The 21,745-nt window shown below is 72.5% G+C and carries 22 protein-coding genes; 12 read left to right on the top strand and 10 right to left on the bottom strand.

What is annotated here, in order from left to right:
* Nucleotides 1-260: 260 nt before the first annotated feature.
* Together UW392_RS67245 and UW392_RS65300 are read right to left on the bottom strand one after the other, a co-directional pair.
* The gene (locus UW392_RS67245) at nucleotides 261-629 is read right to left on the bottom strand and encodes a hypothetical protein (protein WP_414497842.1); all 369 of its coding nucleotides are present in this window, start codon (nucleotides 627-629) and stop codon (nucleotides 261-263) included.
* 312 nt (nucleotides 630-941) lie between these two features.
* Nucleotides 942-2,480: a S8 family serine peptidase gene (locus UW392_RS65300; RefSeq protein ID WP_320784952.1), complete on the bottom strand. Its 1,539-nt coding sequence runs from the start codon at nucleotides 2,478-2,480 to the stop codon at nucleotides 942-944.
* Nucleotides 2,481-2,931: 451 nt separating this feature from the next.
* Between UW392_RS65300 and UW392_RS65295 the strand changes: the two genes are divergently transcribed.
* The 3 genes from UW392_RS65295 (at nucleotide 2,932) to moaA (ending at nucleotide 6,073) form a co-directional block, all read left to right on the top strand.
* Nucleotides 2,932-3,288 carry a DUF485 domain-containing protein gene (locus tag UW392_RS65295; protein WP_320784951.1) on the top strand — a complete coding sequence of 119 codons (357 nt, stop codon included), beginning with the start codon at nucleotides 2,932-2,934 and terminating at the stop codon, nucleotides 3,286-3,288.
* A complete protein-coding gene (locus UW392_RS65290; RefSeq protein WP_320784950.1) occupies nucleotides 3,285-4,910 on the top strand; it encodes a cation acetate symporter in 1,626 nt (541 codons plus the stop codon). The genes UW392_RS65295 and UW392_RS65290 overlap by 4 nt, the downstream gene beginning before the upstream one ends.
* A gap of 173 nt (nucleotides 4,911-5,083) precedes the next feature.
* Entirely contained in the window at nucleotides 5,084-6,073 is a 990-nt protein-coding gene (moaA, locus tag UW392_RS65285) for a GTP 3',8-cyclase MoaA (RefSeq protein ID WP_320784949.1), read from the top strand.
* 15 nt (nucleotides 6,074-6,088) lie between these two features.
* Here the strand turns inward: moaA and UW392_RS65280 are convergent, their stop codons facing one another.
* Nucleotides 6,089-6,355, bottom strand: a complete 267-nt coding sequence (locus UW392_RS65280) for a hypothetical protein (protein ID WP_320784948.1) — start codon at nucleotides 6,353-6,355, stop codon at nucleotides 6,089-6,091.
* A gap of 246 nt (nucleotides 6,356-6,601) precedes the next feature.
* A complete protein-coding gene (locus UW392_RS65275) occupies nucleotides 6,602-7,015 on the bottom strand; it encodes a DUF3099 domain-containing protein (protein ID WP_320784947.1) in 414 nt (137 codons plus the stop codon).
* A 226-nt stretch (nucleotides 7,016-7,241) separates the two neighbouring features.
* Here UW392_RS65275 and UW392_RS65270 point away from each other — a divergent pair, with 226 nt between their 5' ends.
* The gene (locus tag UW392_RS65270) at nucleotides 7,242-7,517 is read left to right on the top strand and encodes a GlsB/YeaQ/YmgE family stress response membrane protein (RefSeq protein WP_320784946.1); all 276 of its coding nucleotides are present in this window, start codon (nucleotides 7,242-7,244) and stop codon (nucleotides 7,515-7,517) included.
* A gap of 59 nt (nucleotides 7,518-7,576) precedes the next feature.
* Here UW392_RS65270 and tyrS read toward each other — a convergent pair whose 3' ends face one another.
* From tyrS to UW392_RS65255, 3 genes are all read right to left on the bottom strand, one after another.
* Nucleotides 7,577-8,845 carry a tyrosine--tRNA ligase gene (tyrS, locus tag UW392_RS65265; protein ID WP_320784945.1) on the bottom strand — a complete coding sequence of 423 codons (1,269 nt, stop codon included), beginning with the start codon at nucleotides 8,843-8,845 and terminating at the stop codon, nucleotides 7,577-7,579.
* A gap of 145 nt (nucleotides 8,846-8,990) precedes the next feature.
* Nucleotides 8,991-10,406, bottom strand: coding sequence for a metallopeptidase TldD-related protein (locus UW392_RS65260; RefSeq protein WP_320784944.1), 1,416 nt, complete (start codon nucleotides 10,404-10,406; stop codon nucleotides 8,991-8,993).
* Nucleotides 10,403-11,965, bottom strand: a complete 1,563-nt coding sequence (locus tag UW392_RS65255; RefSeq protein ID WP_414497839.1) for a TldD/PmbA family protein — start codon at nucleotides 11,963-11,965, stop codon at nucleotides 10,403-10,405. The genes UW392_RS65260 and UW392_RS65255 overlap by 4 nt, the downstream gene beginning before the upstream one ends.
* 224 nt (nucleotides 11,966-12,189) lie before the next feature.
* On the opposite strand from UW392_RS65255, the gene fabG reads away from it, so the two are divergent.
* From fabG to UW392_RS65240, 3 genes are all read left to right on the top strand, one after another.
* Nucleotides 12,190-12,894 (top strand): 3-oxoacyl-[acyl-carrier-protein] reductase, encoded by a 705-nt coding sequence (fabG, locus tag UW392_RS65250; RefSeq protein ID WP_320784942.1) that lies wholly within the window; start codon nucleotides 12,190-12,192, stop codon nucleotides 12,892-12,894.
* 5 nt (nucleotides 12,895-12,899) lie between these two features.
* On the top strand, nucleotides 12,900-13,667 hold the full coding sequence (gene fabI / locus UW392_RS65245; protein WP_320784941.1) for an enoyl-ACP reductase FabI: 768 nt from the start codon (nucleotides 12,900-12,902) through the stop codon (nucleotides 13,665-13,667).
* 186 nt (nucleotides 13,668-13,853) lie between these two features.
* Nucleotides 13,854-14,255, top strand: a complete 402-nt coding sequence (locus UW392_RS65240; RefSeq protein ID WP_320784940.1) for a hypothetical protein — start codon at nucleotides 13,854-13,856, stop codon at nucleotides 14,253-14,255.
* Nucleotides 14,256-14,279: 24 nt separating this feature from the next.
* Here UW392_RS65240 and UW392_RS65235 read toward each other — a convergent pair whose 3' ends face one another.
* Nucleotides 14,280-14,993: a FadR/GntR family transcriptional regulator gene (locus tag UW392_RS65235; protein WP_320784939.1), complete on the bottom strand. Its 714-nt coding sequence runs from the start codon at nucleotides 14,991-14,993 to the stop codon at nucleotides 14,280-14,282.
* A 70-nt stretch (nucleotides 14,994-15,063) separates the two neighbouring features.
* Here UW392_RS65235 and UW392_RS65230 point away from each other — a divergent pair, with 70 nt between their 5' ends.
* From UW392_RS65230 to UW392_RS65215, 4 genes are all read left to right on the top strand, one after another.
* Nucleotides 15,064-16,392, top strand: a complete 1,329-nt coding sequence (locus UW392_RS65230; protein ID WP_320784938.1) for an MFS transporter — start codon at nucleotides 15,064-15,066, stop codon at nucleotides 16,390-16,392.
* 104 nt (nucleotides 16,393-16,496) lie between these two features.
* The gene (locus UW392_RS65225; RefSeq protein ID WP_320784937.1) at nucleotides 16,497-16,613 is read left to right on the top strand and encodes an SGM_5486 family transporter-associated protein; all 117 of its coding nucleotides are present in this window, start codon (nucleotides 16,497-16,499) and stop codon (nucleotides 16,611-16,613) included.
* A 158-nt stretch (nucleotides 16,614-16,771) separates the two neighbouring features.
* Nucleotides 16,772-16,987: a hypothetical protein gene (locus UW392_RS65220; RefSeq protein ID WP_320784936.1), complete on the top strand. Its 216-nt coding sequence runs from the start codon at nucleotides 16,772-16,774 to the stop codon at nucleotides 16,985-16,987.
* 146 nt (nucleotides 16,988-17,133) lie between these two features.
* Nucleotides 17,134-17,652: a histidine phosphatase family protein gene (locus UW392_RS65215; RefSeq protein ID WP_320784935.1), complete on the top strand. Its 519-nt coding sequence runs from the start codon at nucleotides 17,134-17,136 to the stop codon at nucleotides 17,650-17,652.
* A gap of 100 nt (nucleotides 17,653-17,752) precedes the next feature.
* Here UW392_RS65215 and serB read toward each other — a convergent pair whose 3' ends face one another.
* Together serB and UW392_RS65205 are read right to left on the bottom strand one after the other, a co-directional pair.
* A complete protein-coding gene (gene serB, locus UW392_RS65210) occupies nucleotides 17,753-18,961 on the bottom strand; it encodes a phosphoserine phosphatase SerB (RefSeq protein ID WP_320784934.1) in 1,209 nt (402 codons plus the stop codon).
* A gap of 190 nt (nucleotides 18,962-19,151) precedes the next feature.
* Complete coding sequence (locus UW392_RS65205; RefSeq protein WP_320784933.1) at nucleotides 19,152-21,065, bottom strand: streptophobe family protein; 1,914 nt, start codon at nucleotides 21,063-21,065, stop codon at nucleotides 19,152-19,154.
* 241 nt (nucleotides 21,066-21,306) lie between these two features.
* Between UW392_RS65205 and UW392_RS65200 the strand changes: the two genes are divergently transcribed.
* Nucleotides 21,307-21,745: FHA domain-containing protein (locus UW392_RS65200; RefSeq protein WP_320784932.1), on the top strand; the 439-nt coding region annotated here is incomplete at its 3' end.

Below are 21,745 nucleotides of genomic sequence, written 5' to 3'. Positions count from 1 at the left end.
CGACGCCCTGGCGTGCGGCGGTGGGGCGGGCGGCGCGAGCGGCCGCGTGGCGCCCGGTGCGGACCGGTGCGGAACCGGCCGCCACGCCACGGTCCCCGTCCCCCCGGGGAACGCCCTCGTCACCCTCGTCCGTGTCGGTTGTCGGTCTCATCAAGCTCACCCCAGCACTTCACCAGTCACCACAGAACCGGGCAAGTCCTGGAAAACAACTGGCCGTACGTCGGCACACCCCTGCGTACGTACCGGGCGCTGAGTACCGTTCAGGCCCAGCGCGCCCCGTCCGCGCCCCAGGGCCCGGGCGGCCGCGCCCAGTCGCCCGGCCCGCCGGCGAAGGACACCGGCGGCGGCGCGTACCGCAGCCGCCCCGGCGGGCCGGACGCCTCGGTGAGCCAGGCGTCGGGCCGGTCGTACCCCGCGCCGGGTAAGCCTTCGACGACCGCACCCGCGTACGGGCCCGTCAGCCAGGCCGCCGTCCGGGCCGGCGCGAGCCCGACCAGCCGGGTGCCGCCCTCCTCGGTCCGCTCGGTGAGGCAGCGCAGCACGGCCGCGGCCGGCAGGTGGCCCGTGCCGAGCCCCGGGGCCTCCAGCAGGCGTGCCCGGTGGTGCGGGTAGTTCGCATGGGTCCGCACCCATTGGCCGTGGCGTCCGCCCCGTCGTCGACCCGTACCCGGGGTACGTCCGCCCGGCCGGTCCGTAGCGCGTCCAGTCCTGCGGCGGCCAGGGCGCACACCGCCACGCAGGCCCGGGCCAGTTCCCGCACCGGCAGCACCGCGGGCAGCGCCCCGTCCCGCGCGACGGCCGAGCCCCGCGCGAGCAGGTCCGGATCGCCGCCCAGCGCCTCCCACGCGTACTCCGTGCCCACAGTGGTCATGAACGGCAGTGTGCAAGGCGAAGGGCCGGGCGGTACCCACCGCCCGGCCCCCCTTACCGCTGTGTCCCGCCTACTTCACGGCCTTCAGCGCGTTGACGATGCCGAAGCCGTAGAAGCCGTTGACCCGCTTGCCGCCCTCGCACACCGCGTCCTCGGTGCCGTTGCCGTCTTGGTCGTAGGACGCGGGGCAGCCCGGGTTGTCGGCCTGGGCCTTCAGCAGCGCCTGCAGCGTGACACCGCCCGCCCACGGGTGCTTCGACTTCAGCAGCGCGGCCACCCCCGCGGCGTGCGGCGAGGCCATCGAGGTGCCCTGCAGGTACGCGTACGCGTCACCCGGCATCGTCGACAGGATGCGGCCGTTCTGCGACGGGGTGTCCGGGATCTGGTAGCGCCCGTCACCGCCCGGCGCCGCGATGTCGACGACGCCGTTGCCGTACGAGGAGTAGTACGACTTGTCGTCGTCCACGCCCGTCGCGCTGACCGTGACGACGCCCGGGAGCTGGGTCGGCAGGTCGTAGCAGACGCTCGGGTCTATGGTGCGGTCCACCGGGGTGGAGTCGTTCGGGCTGGAGCCGTCGAGGATCTCGTCACCGGCGAGGTCGTGGTTGGAGTTGCCCGCCGAGGCCAGGTGCAGCAGCCCCTTCTTCTGGCCGTACAGCTGCGCCCGGTTCACCGCGTCGACGATGGCCTTCTGGTCGGGGTCGGCCTTGCAGGCGTACATCCACGGGTCGACGTAGTAGCTGTTGTTCGTGATCTCCACACCGTGGTCGGCGGCGAACATGAACGCGCAGACCACGTTCTCCGGGTAGAACAGCCCGCTGTCCGGGTCGCTCACCTTGATGCTGGACACCTTCACGCCCGGTGCGACACCCGCGACACCGACGCCGTTGCGGGCGGCGGCGATCTCACCGGCCACGTGCGTGCCGTGGTAGTCGTCCGCGGTGTACGGGCGCCAGGCGCCCTCGCTGGTGTCCGCGACACCGCCGACGCAGTTGGCCGACTGGGACTTGGAGAAGTTCGCCGCCAGGTCCTGGTGGGTGTCGTCGACGCCCGTGTCGATGACGGCGACGGTCACCTTGGAACTGCCCGGGTTGATCTTCGCGGCCTTGTCGGCGCCGATCGCCCGCAGGCTCCACTGGTCCGCCTCCAGCGGCTCGCTGCCCGGGGTCTTCGCCGAGGCGGCCTCCACCTTCGCGAGCTCCGCGGCCGTCAGGTAGTCCGCGGAGCCCTCGTCGGTCGACCCGGCCGCGGTGAGCGGCGAGGTGCGGGTGGCGCCCGCGGACTGCACTCCGCGCGCGGTGCGGATCTCGGCACCGAACGCGGGGTTGGCCGAGTGCACCACGATGACGCCGATCTTGTCGTACGTGGTGACGACGGTGCCGCCCGCCTGCGCTATCGCCTTCTTCACCGAGGCGATCGTGAAGCGGTCCGTCCTCGTGTTGACGACATAGGCGAGCTCGGGGCCGTCCGCGGCCGCCGTGACGGAGGAGCCGGCCGCGGCGGACGGCGCCGCCGAGGCGACGCCCGGCAGGAAGCCGAGCGTGGCGGTGAGGGACAGCACCACCGGCACGGCCAGGGCGAGACGGTGTCTGGGGCGCAGACGAGCCATGGAATCTCCACATCATCCGGAACGGGAACCCCCGGCGGCACCGGGGCTGGCCGGGCAGGTACATGACGGTTGGTCCACGCCGAAGTTATCCCTGTCTTCGCTGGCCAGCAATGTTTTCCCGGAATGAGTGCCGAAGAATAGGGAGACCCCTCATTCCCGCCCGTACTGGACCACTCGGGTGATGACTCGCGGGCACCCGGTGCAAGGCCGCGTGGCGAGTTGCGACAAGAAGCGTGGCCCGATTGAACCGGTTCCCCCGCGCCGCCGTGACGTTGGGCAAGGGGCCCGAGCTCGATCGGGACCCTGTCGGATCAGGCCCCGGGCCCCTACCATCGCGACCCGGCGTACGTGATCCACATCACTGTGAGGATGTCGAACCGTCATGTCCGTACCCGACCCGTCCGTGGAAGCGCCCCCGCCCGCCGGGGAGCCAGCAACGCGAGGAGACTCCGTGGCAACCGACGCACCGCCCCCCTCGAAGGCAGAGCACCGACTTCCCCCCACGGAGGAGTTCGTCCGCGTCCACGAGAGCGCGGAATTCGGTGAACTGCGCAGCTCCTACCGGTCCTTCGCCTTTCCGCTGACCGTCGGCTTCATCGCCTGGTACCTGCTGTACGTGCTGCTCTCGAACTTCGCGGGCGGCTTCATGGGGACCAAGCTCTTCGGCAACATCAACGTCGCCCTGGTCCTCGGCCTCGCCCAGTTCGCCACCACCTTCCTCATCGCCTGGTGGTACTCGCGGCACGCCGCGACCAAGCTCGACCCCAAGGCGGAGGCCATCAAGACCCGGATGGAGGGCGGCGCATGAGCCCCGTACAGCAGACCTTCCTCGCGGCGAACGAGGCCAGCCAGCACCGGCCGCTGATCATCTCGCTGTTCGCGGCCTTCGTCGTCGCGACCCTCTTCATCACCATCTGGGCGGGCCGGCAGACCAAGGACGAGGCGGACTTCTACGCGGGCGGCCGCCAGTTCAGCGCCTTCCAGAACGGGCTCGCGGTCTCCGGCGACTACATGTCGGCCGCGTCCTTCCTCGGTATCGCGGGCGCCATCGCCATCTTCGGCTACGACGGCTTCCTCTACTCCATCGGCTTCCTCGTCGCCTGGCTGGTGGCCCTGCTCCTGGTCGCCGAGCCGCTCAGGAACTCCGGCCGCTACACCATGGGCGACGTCCTCGCGTACCGCATGCGCCAGCGCCCGGTGCGCACCGCGGCCGGCACCTCCACCATCGTCGTCTCGATCTTCTACCTGCTGGCCCAGATGGCGGGCGCGGGCGTCCTCGTCTCGCTGCTGCTCGGCATCACCTCCGACGCCGGCAAGATCGCCATCGTCGCCCTCGTCGGCGTCCTGATGATCGTGTACGTCTCCATCGGCGGCATGAAGGGCACCACCTGGGTGCAGATGGTCAAGGCCGTGCTGCTCATCGGCGGCACCCTGCTGATCACCTTCCTGGTGCTGCTGAAGTTCAACTTCAACGTCTCCGACCTGCTCGGCAGCGCGGCGGAGAACAGCGGCAAGGGCGCCGCCTTCCTGGAGCCCGGCCTGCAGTACGGCGCCACCGCCACCTCGAAGATCGACTTCATCTCCCTCGGGATCGCCCTCGTGCTCGGCACCGCCGGCCTGCCGCACATCCTGATCCGCTTCTACACGGTGCCCACGGCCAAGGCCGCCCGGAAGTCCGTGAACTGGGCCATCGGCATCATCGGCGCCTTCTACCTGATGACCATCGCCCTCGGCTTCGGCGCCGCCGCGCTGATCTCCCAGGACGAGATCATCGAGTCCAACCCGTCCGGCAACACGGCGGCCCCACTGCTCGCCCTGCACCTCGGCGGCGTCGACTCGGCCTGGGGTGCGGCCCTGCTCGCCACCATCTCGGCGGTGGCCTTCGCGACGATCCTCGCCGTCGTCGCCGGCCTCACCCTCGCCTCGTCCTCGTCGTTCGCGCACGACATCTACGCCAACGTCATCCGCAAGGGCAAGGCCACCGGCGCCGAGGAGGTCCGCGCGGCCCGCTGGGCGACCGTGTTCATCGGCATCGTCTCCATCGCGCTCGGTGCCCTCGCCCGCGACCTCAACGTGGCCGGCCTGGTCGCGCTGGCCTTCGCGGTCGCCGCCTCCGCCAACCTGCCGACCATCCTCTACAGCCTGTTCTGGAAGAAGTTCACCACCCAGGGCGCGCTGTGGTCGATTCACGGCGGGCTCGTCGTGGCGGTCGGCCTGGTGCTCTTCTCCCCGGTCGTCTCGGGCGCGCCCACGGCGATGTTCCCCGGCGTCGACTTCGCCTGGTTCCCGCTGAAGAACCCGGGCATCATCTCCATCCCGTTCGGCTTCTTCATGGGCTGGCTCGGCACGGTCCTCTCCAAGGAGAAGGCGGACCCCGACAAGTACGCCGAGCTGGAGGTGCGCTCCCTCACGGGCACCGGCGCCCACTGAGCGCCGACACCCGGAACGAGCACCGGCCGACGGCCGTACCGCAGGGGGCGTACGTCCCCCGCGGTACGGCCGTCGCGCGTCCCACGGGATCGGCCCCGGGCTTTGTCCGTGCCGTCACGTAGGCTCGCAGGTGCGGGACAACGGGTGATCAGCTTTTCGAGGGAGGGGCCGACGTGCTCATCGACACCTACGGCCGAGTGGCCACCGACCTGCGGGTCTCGCTGACCGACCGGTGCAATCTGCGCTGCACGTACTGCATGCCCGAGGAGGGCCTGCAGTGGCTGGCCAAGCCCGACCTCCTCACCGACGACGAGATCGTCCGCCTGATCGGCATCGCGGTCACCTCCCTCGGCGTCGAGGAGGTGCGCTTCACCGGTGGCGAGCCCCTGCTCCGCCCCGGCCTGGTGGGCATCGTGGAGCGGGTCGCCGCGCTGGAGCCGCGCCCCAGGATGTCCCTCACCACCAACGGCATCGGCCTGAAGCGCACGGCGACGGCCCTGAAGGCGGCGGGCCTGGACCGGGTCAACGTCTCGCTGGACACCCTGCGCCCCGACGTCTTCAAGACCCTCACCCGCCGGGACCGCCACGAGGACGTCCTGGAGGGACTGCGGGCGGCCCGCGACGCCGGCCTGACCCCCGTCAAGGTCAACACGGTCCTCATGCCGGGCGTCAACGCCGACGAGGCCCCCGACCTGCTCGCCTGGGCCGTCGAGCACGACTACGAACTGCGCTTCATCGAGCAGATGCCCCTCGACGCCCAGCACGGCTGGAAGCGCGACGGCATGGTCACCGCGGGGGACATCCTCGCCTCGCTGCGCACCCGCTTCGAACTCACCGAGGAGGGCGCCGACGAGCGGGGCTCGGCCCCGGCCGAACGCTGGACCGTGGACGGCGGCCCGCACCGCGTCGGGGTGATCGCCTCGGTCACCCGCCCGTTCTGCCGGGCCTGCGACCGCACCCGGCTCACGGCGGACGGCCAGATACGCACCTGCCTCTTCGCCCGCGAGGAGACCGACCTGCGGGCGGCCCTGCGCTCCGACGCGCCCGACGAGGAGATCGCCCGTCTCTGGCGCGTGGCCATGTGGGGCAAGAAGGCGGGCTCGGGCCTGGACGACCCGTCGTTCCTCCAGCCGGACCGCCCCATGTCGGCGATCGGCGGCTGACCGGCGCCCGGACCCCTAGGACCCAGTAGGAGGGCCCTGGCGCGCGTCCTCGGGAGCCCGCCACTCCGCCAGCGGTACGACGTCCTTCAGGAACCCCCGCACTCCCAGGAACTTCGACAGGTGCTCGCGGTGCTCCTCACAGGCGAGCCACGTCTTGCGGCGCTCGGGAGTGTGCAGCTTCGGGTTGTTCCACGCGAGCACCCACACGGCGTCGGCACGGCAGCCCTTCGCGGAGCAGATCGGGGAGGACGGGTCGGCGCCGGGCGCGTTCAGCAGGTTCACGCTTCGACCCTAACGCGCGCCCGACCGGGCCGGATCCCCGTACAAAAGGCGACGCCGAGCAGCCACGGGGGGAGCTGCCCGGCGTCGGTCTTGTCGCTCCGACGGGGGATGCGGAGCGCCTACGAAGTATGTCACGCGGAAGCGGCCGCCCGGGACCGGAACAGCATGATTGATCTGAAGCTTTTCCCCGGTCCGGTGCGCGGACGGATTCCGCTTCGACCGGCATCCGTACCCCGACGTTCGAGGTCAGGCCCGCTTCCCGGATTCGCCGGCCGGCGCCCCCGGATCGGCCGTCACGTCCTGCGGACCGGGTTCCGCACGCCCGTCCGCTCGCGGCGGCGCGATCTCCCCCACCGTCGGGAGCGTGGGCGGTCCCTCGGCCCGCAGCGGCGTCGTCACGAAGGTCGACGGCAGCGAGGGCGGGGTCTCCCGGCCCGCGTTGGCGATCACCACGGCGATGTAGGGGAGCGTCATTCCGAGCGCCAGGGCGACGATCGCGACGTGCCGTTCGACGTTCCACAGGAGGGCGGCCGCGATCACCGCGACCGTGCGGAGCGACATCGAGATGACGTACCGCCGCTGCCTGCCGCGCACGTCCTCGGCGAGTCCCTGCCGGGCCCCCGTGATCCGGAAGACCTCGCCGCCGCTCTGCTTCCGCATCACGTTCCACCACCCGCCCGCATCGGACACTCCCCGGCCCGTGTACCGGTCCCGCACGAACACCACGTTACGCCGCGCCTCAGCCGTCCACGAGACCGGGGCACCTCCCACGAGGAGCGAGGGCGCTGCGCCGTACCGCGTACGGTCCCGCCCGACATGCGCCGTATTGCGTACCGGCTCACACTGGGGGCGTAATGCTCACGTCGAGCGGCACGAGGAGGCAGACATGGGCTGGTTGTGGGCGATCATCGTCGGATTCGTGCTGGGTCTGCTGGCCAAGGCGATCATTCCGGGCAAGCAGCACAGTCCGCTCTGGCTGACCACCGTCTTCGGCATCATCGGCGGCATCATCGGAAACGCCCTCGCCCGGGCCTTCGGGATCGCGTCCACCCCGGGGATCGACTGGGGCCGGCACGTGCTCCAGCTCGTGGCGGCCGTCGTGATCGTCTTCCTGGGCGACATGGCGTACATGGCCCTGCGGGGCAACAAACAGCGCGCGTGAGGACGCGAACGGTCCCGCGCCCCTCGAGGGACGCGGGACCGTTCCGTGCGCGGCTCCGCCTACGAGTCGGTGACCTCGACCGCCGCGAGGTTCCTCTTGCCGCGGCGCAGCACCAGCCAGCGGCCGTGCAGCAGGTCCTCCCGGGCGGGGACGGCGTCCTCGGCGGTGACCTTCACGTTGTTCACGTAGGCGCCGCCCTCCTTCACCGTGCGCCGGGCGGCCGACTTGCTGGCCGCCAGACCGGACTCCGCGAACAGGTCCACCACGGACGCGGGCTCGGTCACCCGGATGTGCGGCACCTCGGAGAGGGCCGCCGCCAGCGTCCGCCCGTCGAGCCCGGCGAGCTCGCCCTGGCCGAAGAGGGCCTTGGACGCGGCGATCACGGCGGCCGTCTGGTCGGCGCCGTGCACCAGCGTGGTCAGCTCCTCGGCGAGGGCCCGCTGCGCGGCCCGGGCCTGCGGGCGCTCCTCGGTCTGCCGCTCCAGCTCCTCCAGCTCCTCGCGGGAGCGGAAGGACAGGATCCGCAGGTACCGGGAGACGTCCCGGTCGTCCGTGTTCAACCAGAACTGGTAGAACGCGTACGGCGTCGTCATCTCCGGGTCGAGCCAGACGGCGCCGCTCTCGCTCTTGCCGAACTTGGTGCCGTCCGCCTTGGTCATCAGCGGGGTGGCCAGCGCGTGCACCGTGGCGTCCGGCTCCAGCCGGTGGAGCAGGTCCAGGCCGGCCGTGAGGTTGCCCCACTGGTCGCTGCCGCCCTGCTGGAGCGTGCAGCCGTACCGCCGGTAGAGCTGCAGGAAGTCCTGGGCCTGCAGCAGCTGGTAGCTGAACTCCGTGTAGCTGATTCCCTCGGAGGACTCCAGCCGCCGGGCCACCGACTCCTTCGTCAGCATCTTGTTGACGCGGAAGTGCTTGCCGATGTCGCGGAGGAACTCGATCGCGGAGAGGTTCTGCGTCCAGTCGAGGTTGTTGACCATGAGGGCGGCGTTCTCACCCTCGAAGGACAGGAACGGCTCGATCTGGCCGCGCAGCCGCTCCACCCAGCCGGCGATCGTCTCCGGCGAGTTGAGCGTGCGCTCCGCGGTCGGGCGCGGGTCGCCGATCTGCCCCGTCGCGCCGCCCACCAGTGCCAGCGGCCGGTGGCCGGCCTGCTGGAGCCGGCGCACGGTGAGCACCTGCACCAGGTGCCCCACGTGCAGGGAGGCCGCGGTCGGGTCGAAGCCGCAATAGAACGTGACGGGACCGTCCGCGAGTGCCTTGCGCAAGGCGTCCTCGTCGGTGGACTGGGCGAAGAGCCCACGCCACTTCAGGTCGTCGACGATGTCCGTCACGGTTCTCGTTCTCCTCGGATGTTCCTCGAGGCGGTCGGCATGACCACCGCCTACGAGGTTATACGCCACCGCCGACAGAGCTCACCGCGTTATCGGCCCGCCCGGACGTACGCCGGCCGGACGCCGGACGGACCGACCCGTGGTGTCACACTCCCTGGCTCACCGAGCTCATGTTGAAGTCCGGGACGCGCAGCGGCGGCATGGCGGCCCTGGTGAACCAGTCGCTCCACTCCCGCGGCAGGGTCTTCTCCGTGCGCCCGGCCTCCGTCGCCCGGCCCAGCAGGCCGACCGGCGACTCGTTGAACCGGAAGTTGTTCACCTCGCCGACGACCTCGCCGTCCTCGACCAGGTACACACCGTCGCGGGTGAGCCCGGTGAGCAGCAGCGTGGCGGGGTCCACCTCGCGGATGTACCACAGGCAGGTCAGCAGCAGTCCGCGGGAGGTGTTCGCGACCATCTCCTCGAGGGAGCGGTCCTCGCCCCCGTCCAGGACGAGGTTGCCGAACCCGGGCGCCACCGGCAGTCCGGTCAGGGCCGCGCTGTGCCGGGTGGTCGTCAGCCGCTTCAGCACCCCCTCGCGGATCCATTCGGTGGCCGTCAGCGGCAGCCCGTTGTCGAAGACCGAGGCGTCGTCGCCGGAGGAGTGGGCGAGCACGAAGGGGGCGGACTCCAGGCCCGGTTCGGCCGGGTCGCTGCGCAGGGTGAGCGGCAGCCCGGTCAGTTTCTCGCCGATGCGCGTGCCACCGCCCGGCTCGGAGAAGACCGTACGGCCCTCGGCCGCGTCCCGGGCCGATGCCGACCACATCTGGTAGATCAGCAGGTCCGCCACGGCGGTCGGCGGCAGCAGCGTCTCGTACCGCCCGGCGGGCAGCTCGATCCGGCGCTCGGCCCACGCCAGCCGCCGGGCCAGCTCGGCGTCCAGCGCGCCCGGGTCCACGTCCCGGAAGTCGCGCGTCGACCGCCCGGCCCACGCGGAGCGCGTACGGTCCGGGGACTTGGCGTTGAGCTCCAACGTGCCCTTCGGCTGGTCGTGCCGCAGGCGCAGCCCGGTCGACGTGCCCAGGTAGCTGGAGACCATTTCGTGGTGGGCGAACCCGTAGAGCTCCCGGCCGCCCTCCCGCGCGCGGGCGAACGCATCGCCGAGCGCCGGTGCGAAGTCCGCGTACACGGCGGAGGACGTCTCGGCGGGCGCGTCGCGGAAGCCGGGCGACTCCGGTACGCCCGTGACGAGGGGCTGCGCGTCCTCGGCGGGCCCGCCCGCGCGCGCGGCGGCCTCCGCGGCCCGTACCAGCGGCTCCAGCTCGTCGGCGGTGACGGCGGACCGGGACACCACCCCGGAGGCCGTGCCCTCCTGGCCGTCGACCGTCGCGACGACCGTCAGGGTGCGTCCGCGCGTGACGCCGTTCGTGGTCAGCGCGTTGCCCGCCCAGCGCAGATCGGCCGTCGAGTGCTCGTCGGCGATGACCACGCAGCCGTCGGCCCGGGACAGTTCCAGGGCGCGCTCGACGATCTCGTGCGGCCTGTTCGTCGAAGTGGTGCCGTGGGGCGCACGCGCGGTCATCGGCCGGCCTCCTGCGTGGTGTTGAGGATGGTGACGCCCTTGAACAGGGCCGACGGGCAGCCGTGCGACACGGCGGCGACCTGGCCCGGCTGGGCCTTGCCGCAGTTGAAGGCACCGCCCAGGACGTACGTCTGCGGACCGCCGACGGCCGCCATGGAGCCCCAGAAGTCGGTGGTCGTCGCCTGGTACGCGACGTCCCTCAGCTGTCCCGTGATCCGCCCGTTCTCGATGCGGAAGAAACGTTGCCCCGTGAACTGGAAGTTGTACCGCTGCATGTCGATGGACCACGACCGGTCGCCGACGACGTAGATGCCGCGGTCGACGCTCCCGATCAGGTCCTCGGTCGACAGGCCGGCGGGGTCCGGCCGGAGCGACACGTTGGCCATGCGCTGCACGGGCACGTGGGCGGGGGAGTCGGCGAAGGCGCAGCCGTTGGACCGCTCGAAGCCCGTCAGCTTCGCGATGCGGCGGTCGAGCTGGTAGCCGACCAGGGTCCCGTCCTCGACGAGGTCCCAGCTCTGCGCCTCGACGCCCTCGTCGTCGTACCCGATGGTGGCGAGCCCGTGCTCGGCGGTGCGGTCACCGGTGACGTTCATCAGCTCCGAGCCGTACCGCAACGTGCCGAGCTGGTCGAAGGTGGCGAAGGAGGTTCCCGCGTACGCGGCCTCGTAGCCCAGCGCGCGGTCCAGTTCGGTGGCGTGGCCGATGGACTCGTGGATGGTCAGCCACAGGTTGGACGGGTCGACGACCAGGTCGTACGCGCCCGCCTCCACGCTGGGCGCCCGCATCTTCTCCGCGAGCAGCTCCGGGATCTCGGCCAGTTCGGCGTTCCAGTCCCAGCCGGTGCCCGTGAGGTACTCCCAGCCGCGGCCCACGGGCGGCGCGAGGGTCCGCATCGAGTCGAACTCGCCGCTGGACGCGTCCACGGCCACCGCGGTCAGCTGCGGATGCAGCCGGACGCGCTGCTGGGTGGTCACGGTCCCCGCGGTGTCGGCGTAGAACTTGTTCTCGTGCACGGTGAGCAGTGAGGCGTCCACGTGGCTGACCCCGTCGGCGGCGAGCAGCCGCGCGCTCCACTCGGCCAGCAGCCCCGACTTCTCCTCGTCGGGCACGGTGAACGGATCGATCTCGTACGAGGACACCCAGGTCCGGTCCGCGTGCACCGGCTCACCGGCCAGCTCCACGAGCTCGTCCGACCCGGCGGCCCTGATCACCTGCGCGGAGAGCTTGGCCATGGCCACGGCCTGGGAGGCGACCTTCGCGGCGGCGTCCATGGTCAGGTCCACGCCGGACGCGAACCCCCACGTCCCGCCGTGCACCACCCGCACCGCGTACCCCAGGTCGGTCGTGTCCGAGGACGCGGCCGGCCGGGCGTCCCTGAGCCGCCACGAGGCGCCGCGCACCCGCTCCAGGCGGAAGTCCGCGTGCTCGGCGCCGAGCGCCCGCGCGCGGGCGAGCGCGGCGTCCGCGAGGGCCCGCAGCGGCAGTGCCGTGAAGGCTTCGTCGATGGAATGAGGCACCGAGGTCTCCCTGTTGTCGTCGCCTGTCGGTCCGATCATGGCGCGCGGCCGGGCGCCGGACCAGACTTTTCCGGCCGGAAGCCGTGCGGTCACCCGTGTTCCGGCGGTGGGGCCGACTGTAGGGACCCGACAGTGAGTGCCCTGTGCCACTGTCGGTGCCCGATTGCCCGGACGGCTGGGCGGACCGATAGGTTTTCGGGGAAGCCGCCCGTCGGACAGGTGGCCGCCACAGGCGCATCGACCGCTATCGAAAGGGTGATCCGTTGAGCCGCTCGGTTCTCGTCACCGGAGGTAACCGGGGCATCGGCCTCGCCATCGCCCGCGTTTTCGCCGAGGCCGGCGACAAGGTCGCGATCACGTACCGTTCGGGCGAGCCCCCGGAGGGCTTCCTGGCCGTCAAGTGCGACATCACCGACACCGAGCAGGTGGAGCAGGCCTACAAGGAGATCGAGGCCGAGCACGGCCCGGTCGAGGTCCTCGTCGCCAACGCCGGCATCACCAAGGACCAGCTCCTGATGCGCATGAGCGAGGAGGACTTCACGTCCGTCCTCGACACCAACCTCACGGGCACCTTCCGGGTCGTCAAGCGCGCCAACCGCGCCATGCTGCGGGCCAAGAAGGGCCGCGTCGTGCTGATCTCCTCGGTGGTGGGACTCCTCGGCCAGGCCGGGCAGGCCAACTACGCCGCCTCCAAGGCCGCCCTGGTCGGCTTCGCGCGCTCCCTGGCCCGTGAGCTCGGCTCGCGCAACATCACCTTCAACGTCGTCGCCCCCGGCTTCGTCGACACCGACATGACCAAGGCGCTCAGCGAGGAGCAGCGGACGAACATCGTGTCGCAGGTGCCGCTGGGCCGGTACGCGCAGCCCGAGGAGGTCGCCGCGGCGGTGCGCTTCCTCGCCTCGGACGAAGCCTCGTACATCACTGGAGCCGTCATCCCCGTTGACGGCGGACTGGGAATGGGTCACTGATCACCATGAGCGGAATTCTCGAGGGCAAGCGCGTCCTGATCACCGGTGTGCTGATGGAGTCCTCCATCGCCTTCCACACCGCGAAGCTGGCCCAGGAGCAGGGTGCCGAGATCATCCTGACCGCGTTCCCGCGGCCCACGCTGACCGAGCGCATCGCCAAGAAGCTGCCGAAGCCCACCAAGGTCATCGAGCTGGACGTGACCAACGACGAGCACCTCGGCCGGCTGGCCGACGTCGTCGGCGAGGAGCTCGGCGGCCTGGACGGCGTCGTGCACTCCATCGGCTTCGCCCCGCAGGACGCCCTCGGCGGCAACTTCCTCAACACGCCGTTCGAGTCCGTCGCCACCGCGATGCACGTCTCGGCGTACTCCCTGAAGTCGCTGACCATGGCCTGCCTGCCGCTGATGCAGAACGGCGGCTCCGTCGTCGGCCTCACCTTCGACGCCCAGTACGCCTGGCCGCAGTACGACTGGATGGGCCCGGCCAAGGCCGCCCTGGAGGCCACCAGCCGCTACATGGCGCGCGACCTGGGCAAGCAGAACATCCGCTGCAACCTCATCTCCGCGGGCCCCATCGGCTCCATGGCCGCCAAGTCCATCCCGGGCTTCGGCGAGCTGGCCTCGGTGTGGGACAGCCGCGCGCCCCTGGAGTGGGACCTCAAGGACCCCGAGCCGGCCGGCCGCGGTGTGGTCGCCCTGCTGAGCGACTGGTTCCCGAAGACCACCGGCGAGATCGTCCACGTGGACGGCGGTCTGCACGCGATCGGCGCCTGATCCGCCGTAGCCCCCCCCCCGCGTACGACGCCGAGTCGCCCGTACGCCGTCGACGCCCCGTTCCCGCAGCGCGCGGGAGCGGGGCGTCACCCGTTGGGAGCAGCAGACCGGGCGCCCGGCCGCTCGTACCGCGCAGGCTGGAGACACGCACCGCCCCGCAGCCGTTGCGGGGCAGGAGGTTCCGTTGTGCGCCTGTCCCGCAGCCTCGCCCCGGCCTCCGCGGCCGCCGTCCTCCTGCTGGGCCTCCCGTACACGGCCGTGCCCCACGCGCGCGCGGGCACGGCCGGCGAGCGGCCCGCGCGCGTGGTGGACGGCCCGCCGCACGCCCGGGTGAGGGACGGACCACGCGCGACGCGCGAGCCGTCCGGAGCGGAGTGCCGGACCGGCCTGTACGGCTCCCGCGTGGTCGTGTACTGCCACAACGCCTACGCGGACCCCGATCGGCTCCGCCTGCACATCGAGTGCGAGCGCTGGTGGGACATCGACACCGACGGTCCGCCGGTCGAGGCGGGACCGGCCCGGACGGTACGGCTCACCGGGCGCTGCTGGCACGAGGTCCGCTCGGCGTGGGTCAGCCACGAGCGGTAGCGGTCCCGCGGCTGCGCCGACGCGTCAGAGCCGCTCCGCGGGCTCCCCGGCGTCGGCGGACCGCTTGGGTCGCCCCGGACGGCAGACGAGCGGGTAGCCCGCGGCCCGGGACGCGGCGGCCTCCGCGTCACCCGCGCGGATCGCGTCCACCAGCCGGGCGTGGTCCATGTACGTCTCCGGTGTCAGCCGCTCACCGATGTCCTCGCGCAGCCAGTCCCGCAGCACCTCGCCCAGGTCCGCGTAGACCGCCGTCATGGCCTCGTTGTGGGAGGCGGCCACCACCGCCAGGTGGAAGGTGGCGTCGGCCGCGACGAAGGCCTCCGCGTCGCCGGACTCCCACGCCTCCTCGCGACGGACGAGGAGCGCGTCGAGCTGCCCCAGGTCCTTCTCCGTGCGCCGCGCCGCCGCCAGTCGCGCGGCACTCGACTCCAGGGCGGAGCGCAGCTCGGCGATGTGGTGCGGGTCGGCGTCCGCGAAGCGCCGGTGCATCACGCCGGCCAGCTCGCTGGTCGCCACGACGTACGTGCCGGAGCCCTGCCGGATGTCCAGCAGCCCGTTGTGCGCCAGCGCGCGCACCGCCTCCCGGACGGTGTTGCGGGCCACGCCCAGCTGGTCGACCAGCTCGGGTTCGGTGGGGATGCGGGAGCCGACCGGCCACTCGCCCGAGGTGATCTGGTTCCGCAGCGCGGCGATGACCTGCTCGGACAGTGCCGAACGGCGGGGGTGGCTCAGCGGCATGGCGACACCTTCGCACAGGACGTGGGGGAGCGGCGCACGGGGAGTGCACCATCATTCATCCCATCATTCTATGATGGGTCTCATGGTGAGTGAGGAAACGCGGACGACACCGTCCGCACCGGTCAGCACGGCGGGCGGCACCGCCGCCGTACAGTCCCCGGCCGTCGCGCCGGCCGCCGCGACGTCGTCCCCGCGCGCGTGGACGACACGTCTGGTGATCGTCGGCATCGTCCTGACGGCCCTCAACCTCCGCCCCGCCATCACCAGCCTCGGCGCCCTCCTGGAGGAGGTGCGCGACGGGCTCGGCATGAGCGGTACCGTCGCCGGGCTGCTCACCTCCGTGCCGTCGCTGTGCTTCGCCGTCTTCGGGGTCATGGCGCCGCGCCTCGCGCGCCGCTTCGGCCCCGGCGCCGTGGTGTGCGCCGGCATGCTGGCGGTCGCCACCGGCCTGGTCGTCCGGCCCTACGCCGGGGGCACGGCCGGCTTCCTGGCCGCCAGCGCGCTCGCCCTCATGGGCATCGCCGTCAGCAACGTCCTCATGCCGGTCATCGTCAAGCGCTGGTTCCCGGACCGCGTGGGCTCCATGACCGGCCTGTACTCCATGGCCCTCGCCCTCGGCACCTCGAGCGCGGCGGCGGTCACGGTCCCCATGACCGAGGCCCTGGGCGGCAACTGGCAGTCGGGCCTCGCCGTCTGGGCGGTCCTCGGGGCCGCGGCCGTGCTGCCGTGGATCCCGGTGGTACGCGCGCGGGGTGCCGGGGACGCCGAGGGCGCCCCGCCGGGCGGGGAGGCCCTCCGGGAGCGGCCCCGGAAGCTGCGCGTCACCCGCAGTCGTACGGCCTGGTCCCTCGCCGTCTTCTTCGGACTGCAGTCCACGGCCGCGTACATCACCATGGGCTGGATGCCCCAGATCTTCCGCGACGCGGGCGTCCCGGCCGGTACGGCGGGCGTGCTGCTGGCCGTCACCATGGTGATGGGCGTGCCGCTGGCCTTCGTGATCCCGCGGCTCGCCGCGCGCCTGCCCCACCAGGGGCCGATCGCGGTCGTGCTGGGCGTCTGCGGGCTCGCCGGGTACACGGGCCTCTACCTGGCCCCCGCGGGCGGCGCCTGGGTGTGGGCCGTCCTGCTCGGCATCGCCAACTGCGCCTTCCCGCTGGCCCTCACGATGGTCGGCATGCGGGCGCGGACCGGGGCGGGCGTCGCCCAGCTGTCCGCCTTCGCCCAGAGCACCGGCTACCTGATCTCCATCCCCGGCCCGCTCCTGGTCGGCGTCCTCTACCAGCACAGCGGCGGCTGGGAGGTGCCGCTCGTGCTCATGGCGGCCCTGATGGTCCCGCAGACCGTCATGGGGGTCCTGGCCGGCCGCGACCGCACGGTGGAGGACGAGGCGGCGGGCTGACCGGCCCGCCGCGTCCGGCCGACCCGGCCGATCCCGTCGGCGGCCCTGGCGGGTCGCCTGCACCCCGGCGGTGGTCCGGCCGTGCGGGATGGGACACTGACGGCATGCCTGTCCTGGACCCCAACCCCAAGAACGGTCAGAAGAAGATGCTGATCGTCTTCGGTTCGTTCCTCCTCATCTTCGTGATCATCGGCGTCATCGCGTCGATCGCCTCGCCCTGACGGCCCATGGTGGTGCCGGCCCCCCTGTCCCCTAGGGGGCCAGGTTCAGGGTGAAGTGGGTGGATCACCGGATGGGGACCGGGGCCCGTGTTCCGTAGCGTCGAGACGTGGCCACGAGAAGCGGGTCACGGACCGTCCGAGGACCCACGGAGGCAGCGATGCCGGCCCCCACGCACACCCGGCCCCACCCGGCGACCACGGGCCGCTTCGGCACCCGGCTGCCCTGGTGGGCGCTGGCCCTGCCCACGCTCGCCTTCGTCGCCCTCCTGCTCCTGCTCCTCGAACCGTCGAACGCCCGGGCGGCCGACGACCCGGCGCTCGCCCAGGTCGTCGCGGCCGTCCAGCAGGCACTGCGGCACCTGATACCCCAGTAGCGTTCCGTCGGTGGTCGAGGCGTGGCACGCCGCGAGCGGCACGGGCGGCGCACACCGGCGCGTCCGTTGCGACCCCTGCGCCACGGGCGGAGCCGTGACTCCAACTCCCTGCGCCCCCTGGCGTGTTTCGTGCGAAGCTGGGACCCATGAGCGTCGCAGAACCCCGCAGGATTGTCCTCTTCCGGCATGCGAAGGCCGACTGGCCGCAGGTCTCCGACCACGAGCGGCCGCTCGCCGACCGCGGCCGCAAGGACGCCGCCGTCGCCGGGCGCAGGCTCGCTGACTCCGGCATCCCCTTCGATCTGGCTCTCTGCTCCACCGCGACCCGGACCCGCGAGACGTGGAAGCTCGCCGTGCAGGAGCTCCCGCAGCGGCCGAAGACGGTGTACGAGGAGCGGGTCTACGAGGCCTCGCCCGGAGAGCTGATCGCCGTGCTCAACGAGCTGCCCGACGACGCGCGGGACGCCATCATGATCGGCCACAACCCCGGCATCCAGAGTCTGGCCGACATCCTGCCCGGCCGTGCCGAGGGCGACGCGGGCGAGCGGTTGAGCCGCCGCGGCTTCCCCGCCGCCGCCTTCGTCGTGCTCTCCTTCGACGGTTCCTGGAAGGCGCTGGAGCCGGGGGTGGCCACCCTGCTCGACTTCTGGGCACCCACGGAGTAGTCCGGCCGCATACGCCCGGCCCGGTCGGAGACGCCCGAAGGGCCCGGCGCCTTCCCGGTGCCGGGCCCTTCCGGAGTGCCGTGCCGACGCGGACCCGGTGTCACCGCTCGTCGTGCATGTCCGCCGCCTCGACCTCTTCCCGGGTCACGCCCAGCAGATAGAGGACCGTGTCCAGGAAGGGGAAGTTGACGGCCGTGTGCGCCGCCTCCCGTACGACCGGCTTGGCGTTGAAGGCGACCCCCAGACCGGCCGCGTTGAGCATGTCGAGGTCGTTCGCGCCGTCACCGATCGCCACCGTCTGCGCCAGCGGCACCCCGGCCTCGGCGGCGAACCGGCGCAGCAGCCGCGCCTTGCCCGCACGGTCCACGATCTCGCCGACGACCCGTCCGGTGAGCCTGCCGTCGACGATCTCCAGCGTGTTGGCCTGCGCGAAGTCCAGCCCGAGCCGCTCCCGCAGATCGTCCGTGACCTGGGTGAACCCGCCCGAGACGACGCCGACCTGGAAACCGAGGCGCTTCAGGGTGCGGATCAGCGTGCGCGCCCCCGGCGTGAGCCGGACCTCGCTACGCACCTTCTCGACCACGGAGGCGTCGAGCCCCTCCAGCAGCGCCACCCGCGCGTGCAGCGACTGCTCGAAGTCCAGCTCCCCGCGCATCGCGGCCTCGGTCACCTCGGCGACCTCCTTCTCGCACCCGGCGTGCGCGGCGAAGAGCTCGATCACCTCGTCCTGGATGAGCGTGGAGTCCACGTCCATCACGACCAGCCGCTGGGCCCGCCGGTGCAGTCCCGCCGCGACCACCGCCACGTCGACCCCCAGCGCCGCCGACTCGGTGACCAGGGCGGTCCGCAGCGTCTCCGGCTCCGCGCCCGACACCGCGAACTCCACCGCCGTCACCGGGTACTTGGCGAGCCGGAAGATCCGGTCGATGTTGCCGCCGGTCGCCGTGATGCGCGCCGCGATCCGGGCCGTCGACTCCGCGGTCAGCGGGTGGCCGAGCACGGTGACGAGCGACCGCCCGAGGCCGCGCGGCCGGTTGTCCCCGATGCCCGAGATGATCTCCGCCTGCATCTTCATGGACCCGGCCCAGCTGTGGACGGTGGCCCGGAGGTCACCCCCGCGTCCACCGGGCGGCTCGGTCACGAGCGCGCACAGCACGATCCGGCCACGGGTGACGACCTGCTCGATGTCGATCACGTCGACGGAGTACGCGGCGAGGGTGTCGAACAGCCCGGCCGTGATGCCGGGCCGGTCCTTGCCGAAGATCTTGACGAGGAGAGTGGGAACGTCAGAGGTCTGCGAAGCGCTCATGGTGGTCCCACCGTATCCGGCACCCGGTTCCTGAGGTCCCTGAGGTCCGCCTGACGGACAGGGAACACCGGGTGGCGCTCCGGTGACGTACACCTTGATCACGGACGGCGCCCGGGGACCCGTACGGAATCAGCCGTCCCCGCGGTGGCTCGTGGTCACCGGCGACCGGTCCGGAACCCTCGCCGCACCTTCAGCGTCCCGGCGGCCGCGACGGCGGACGTGGCGGTGAGGCAGGCGGCGGGGGCGGCTCGTCGTCCGGTGGGGGCGGTGGCCAAGGGTTCCGCGTCCCGTGCCCCGGCCGGCGCGGCGGGCGCGGCGAGCGCCCCCGCGGGGGCAGGATCGGCCCGTGCACGGTGGGCGCACCGTACAGGTCGGTACTGTCCGCCCCTCCGGTTCCTCGTCCGGCCCGCCTCCCGTCCCCGCCGCCGCTCCCGTCGGGACGCGCGTCCTCCGGTTCCCACCGCCCGTCCGGCAGCCGGAGGTAGGGGTTCGTGTCCGGGTTCGGCGGCCGGTACGGGGCACCCGGCGTGTACGGTCCCGATCGCCCTCCGGGCCCGCCCCACCGCTGTTCCGGTGCGCCCCACCGTTCCTCCGGCGCACGCCGCGCGTCCTCGGTGTGCGTACCGGGCCTCACCGCCGTCTCCGCCTCCCCGCGCGCCCACACCGTCGACCGTCGCCCCGCGGCCCCGCTCGCGCAGGCCAGCAGGGCCCCGGCGGCCCCCGCTCCCGCACCCCACAGCCCGCCCAGCAGCAGGGCCGCCACCGGGCTGCCGCGCAGCTCCAGGCCCGCGTCGAACGCGTCGATACCGAGCACCGACAGCGAGGCGTCCACCGACACCCCGGTCAGCCGCACCAGCAGCGGCAGCGCCAGCGCCGTCACCACTCCCAGCCGCAGGGCACACAGCCCCGCGAGGGCGAGCGGGCCGGAGGCTCGTCCGTCCGTACCCTCTGTACCGTCCGCACCGACCGGCCGCCCCGTGACGGCTCCGCTCCCGCCCCGTACACCCCGCCCGAACGGTGTGCGCACGGCGGTCAGCACCCCCGCGAGCAGCACCATGAGCACGGCCGCGACGCCCAACAGCCAGACCCGGCCGTCCAGTTCGGCGAGGCGGCCGAGCGTGACCGGCTCGCCGGCGCCCGTGCGCAGCAGGTCGTCGAGCGGATCGGGCAGCAGGCGCGCCAACTGGCCGCCGGCCGCCCCCTCGAAGGGCACCAGGAGGCCGATCGGGACGCCCAGCCAGACCCCGTTCGGCGCACCGAGCAGCGCCGCGCCCGCGATCCGCTGCGGACGGGCGTCACCGATCGCCGCGTACGCCGCCGCCGCGAGCCCGGCCAGCACCGCCACCAGCGCCACGGTGACCAGCGCCGAGACGGCGGGCCGCACCACCCGGTGCACGGCGGTCCAGCCGCGCGGCAGGGGAGTGCGGCGCGAGGCGAGCAGGGCGATCAGCAGGACCCCGGCGCACCACAGGAGGCCGCCGAACAGCGTGGCGGCCGTGTCGACGCGGAAGCCGACCCTCGCGCCCGCGTCGGCCAGGTCCCCGAGCCGGTCCGGCAGCAGCCCGCCGATGTTCCCGAGGCCGTCCGGCCCGGGCAGGTCGATGCCGCCCGATCCGCCCCCGCCGGGCAGGTCGTCGAGTCCCAGCGCGCCGCCGTCGAGGGTGATGACGTCGTGGCCGGCCCAGGCGAGTCCGCCCAGCAGGGCGACGAACAGCGCGACCACCGCGCCCGCGCGCGCGAGCAGTTCGCCGGGCCGGACCACGGCCCCCGCCCCGCGCAGGGAGCGCAGGAAGAGCCAGGACAGCAGCAGCGCCCCGACCAGCCCCACCCCGAGTGGTGTGATCTGTACGGCCGTCGTCGCCTCCGTACTCAGGCCGAAGGCCGAGACATCACCGGACGGGGTGACCGAACCGCCCGCACCGAGGACCACGACGGCGGCGGTCATGGGCCCGAGCGAGGCCGCGCCGTCCGCCTCGAGCAGGTGCAGACCGAGCGCGGCCGTCCCCGCCATACCGATCAACGCCCAGCTCACGGCGGCTACCGCGGAGAGCAGGACATCCCCCCAGGGCAGGCCCCCGGCCCGGTGTGCGGCGTCGCTGCGCATGGTCGTACCCCCGATCCGCACCGCGGCCTTCGGCCACGGATGTCCCCCATCGTGCGGGAACACCACTCTCCGGCCGGTTTTCCACCTCGTCAACGGGGTCGGCGGGCGCACGGGCGCACGCCGTTCCCATGGTCCGACTTTCAGTCAGGAGGCCGGGCCTGGAATAGTTCCCGCAGATGTTCGCCATCCCTAGACTCCCCGTGACGGGGGCAATTCGGGGGACAACTCAGTGGGGCGCGGAGTGCCGGAACTCGTACTGGAATCGAATGGACGGACCTGGACGCTCGACGTGTCCAGGACCTACACCCTCGGGCGTGATCCGCAGGGGGACGTGGTGCTCGACGACGCCAGGGTGTCCTGGCGTCACGCGACGATCAGCTGGAGCGGCCGGAGCTGGTTCATCGAGGACCACGGCAGCACCAACGGCACGTTCGTGCAGGGCCACCGGATCCAGCAGCTGGAGATCGGCCCCGGCTCGGCCGTCCACCTCGGCAACGCGACCGACGGCCCGCGGCTGAACCTGTCGTCCGCCGCCTCCGGTTCCGGTTCCGCTTCCGGTTCTGCTTCCGCGGCCGCCGCCGCGCCGGCCGCCTCACCGCAGGCGGATCCGCGGCCGCAGTCCCCGGAGCAGCCGTACGCGGCGCAGGGCGCGAACCCCGGCTGGGCGGCCCAGCCGTCCG

It is taken from the genome of Streptomyces sp. CRN 30, assembly GCF_034105845.1.
Note: the sequence above shows the minus strand (reverse complement) of the source record. Positions and strands in the feature narration are given on the sequence as shown.

Bases quoted from the DNA above. Each gene is read 5' to 3' on its own strand.
- UW392_RS65260 (WP_320784944.1), bottom strand. From the start codon at position 10,406: ATGACCGCGCGTGCGCCCCACGGCACCACTTCGACGAACAGGCCGCAC.
- UW392_RS65235 (WP_320784939.1), bottom strand. From the start codon at position 14,993: ATGCCGCTGAGCCACCCCCGCCGTTCGGCACTGTCCGAGCAGGTCATC.
- UW392_RS65230 (WP_320784938.1), top strand. From the start codon at position 15,064: ATGATGGGTCTCATGGTGAGTGAGGAAACGCGGACGACACCGTCCGCA.
- UW392_RS65225 (WP_320784937.1), top strand. From the start codon at position 16,497: ATGCCTGTCCTGGACCCCAACCCCAAGAACGGTCAGAAGAAGATGCTG.
- UW392_RS65205 (WP_320784933.1), bottom strand. From the start codon at position 21,065: ATGCGCAGCGACGCCGCACACCGGGCCGGGGGCCTGCCCTGGGGGGAT.
- UW392_RS65220 (WP_320784936.1), top strand. From the start codon at position 16,772: ATGCCGGCCCCCACGCACACCCGGCCCCACCCGGCGACCACGGGCCGC.
- UW392_RS65255 (WP_414497839.1), bottom strand. From the start codon at position 11,965: ATGATCGGACCGACAGGCGACGACAACAGGGAGACCTCGGTGCCTCAT.
- serB (WP_320784934.1), bottom strand. From the start codon at position 18,961: ATGAGCGCTTCGCAGACCTCTGACGTTCCCACTCTCCTCGTCAAGATC.
- UW392_RS65215 (WP_320784935.1), top strand. From the start codon at position 17,134: ATGAGCGTCGCAGAACCCCGCAGGATTGTCCTCTTCCGGCATGCGAAG.
- UW392_RS65275 (WP_320784947.1), bottom strand. From the start codon at position 7,015: ATGCGGAAGCAGAGCGGCGGCGAGGTCTTCCGGATCACGGGGGCCCGG.
- fabI (WP_320784941.1), top strand. From the start codon at position 12,900: ATGAGCGGAATTCTCGAGGGCAAGCGCGTCCTGATCACCGGTGTGCTG.
- UW392_RS65300 (WP_320784952.1), bottom strand. From the start codon at position 2,480: ATGGCTCGTCTGCGCCCCAGACACCGTCTCGCCCTGGCCGTGCCGGTG.
- UW392_RS65290 (WP_320784950.1), top strand. From the start codon at position 3,285: ATGAGCCCCGTACAGCAGACCTTCCTCGCGGCGAACGAGGCCAGCCAG.
- UW392_RS65270 (WP_320784946.1), top strand. From the start codon at position 7,242: ATGGGCTGGTTGTGGGCGATCATCGTCGGATTCGTGCTGGGTCTGCTG.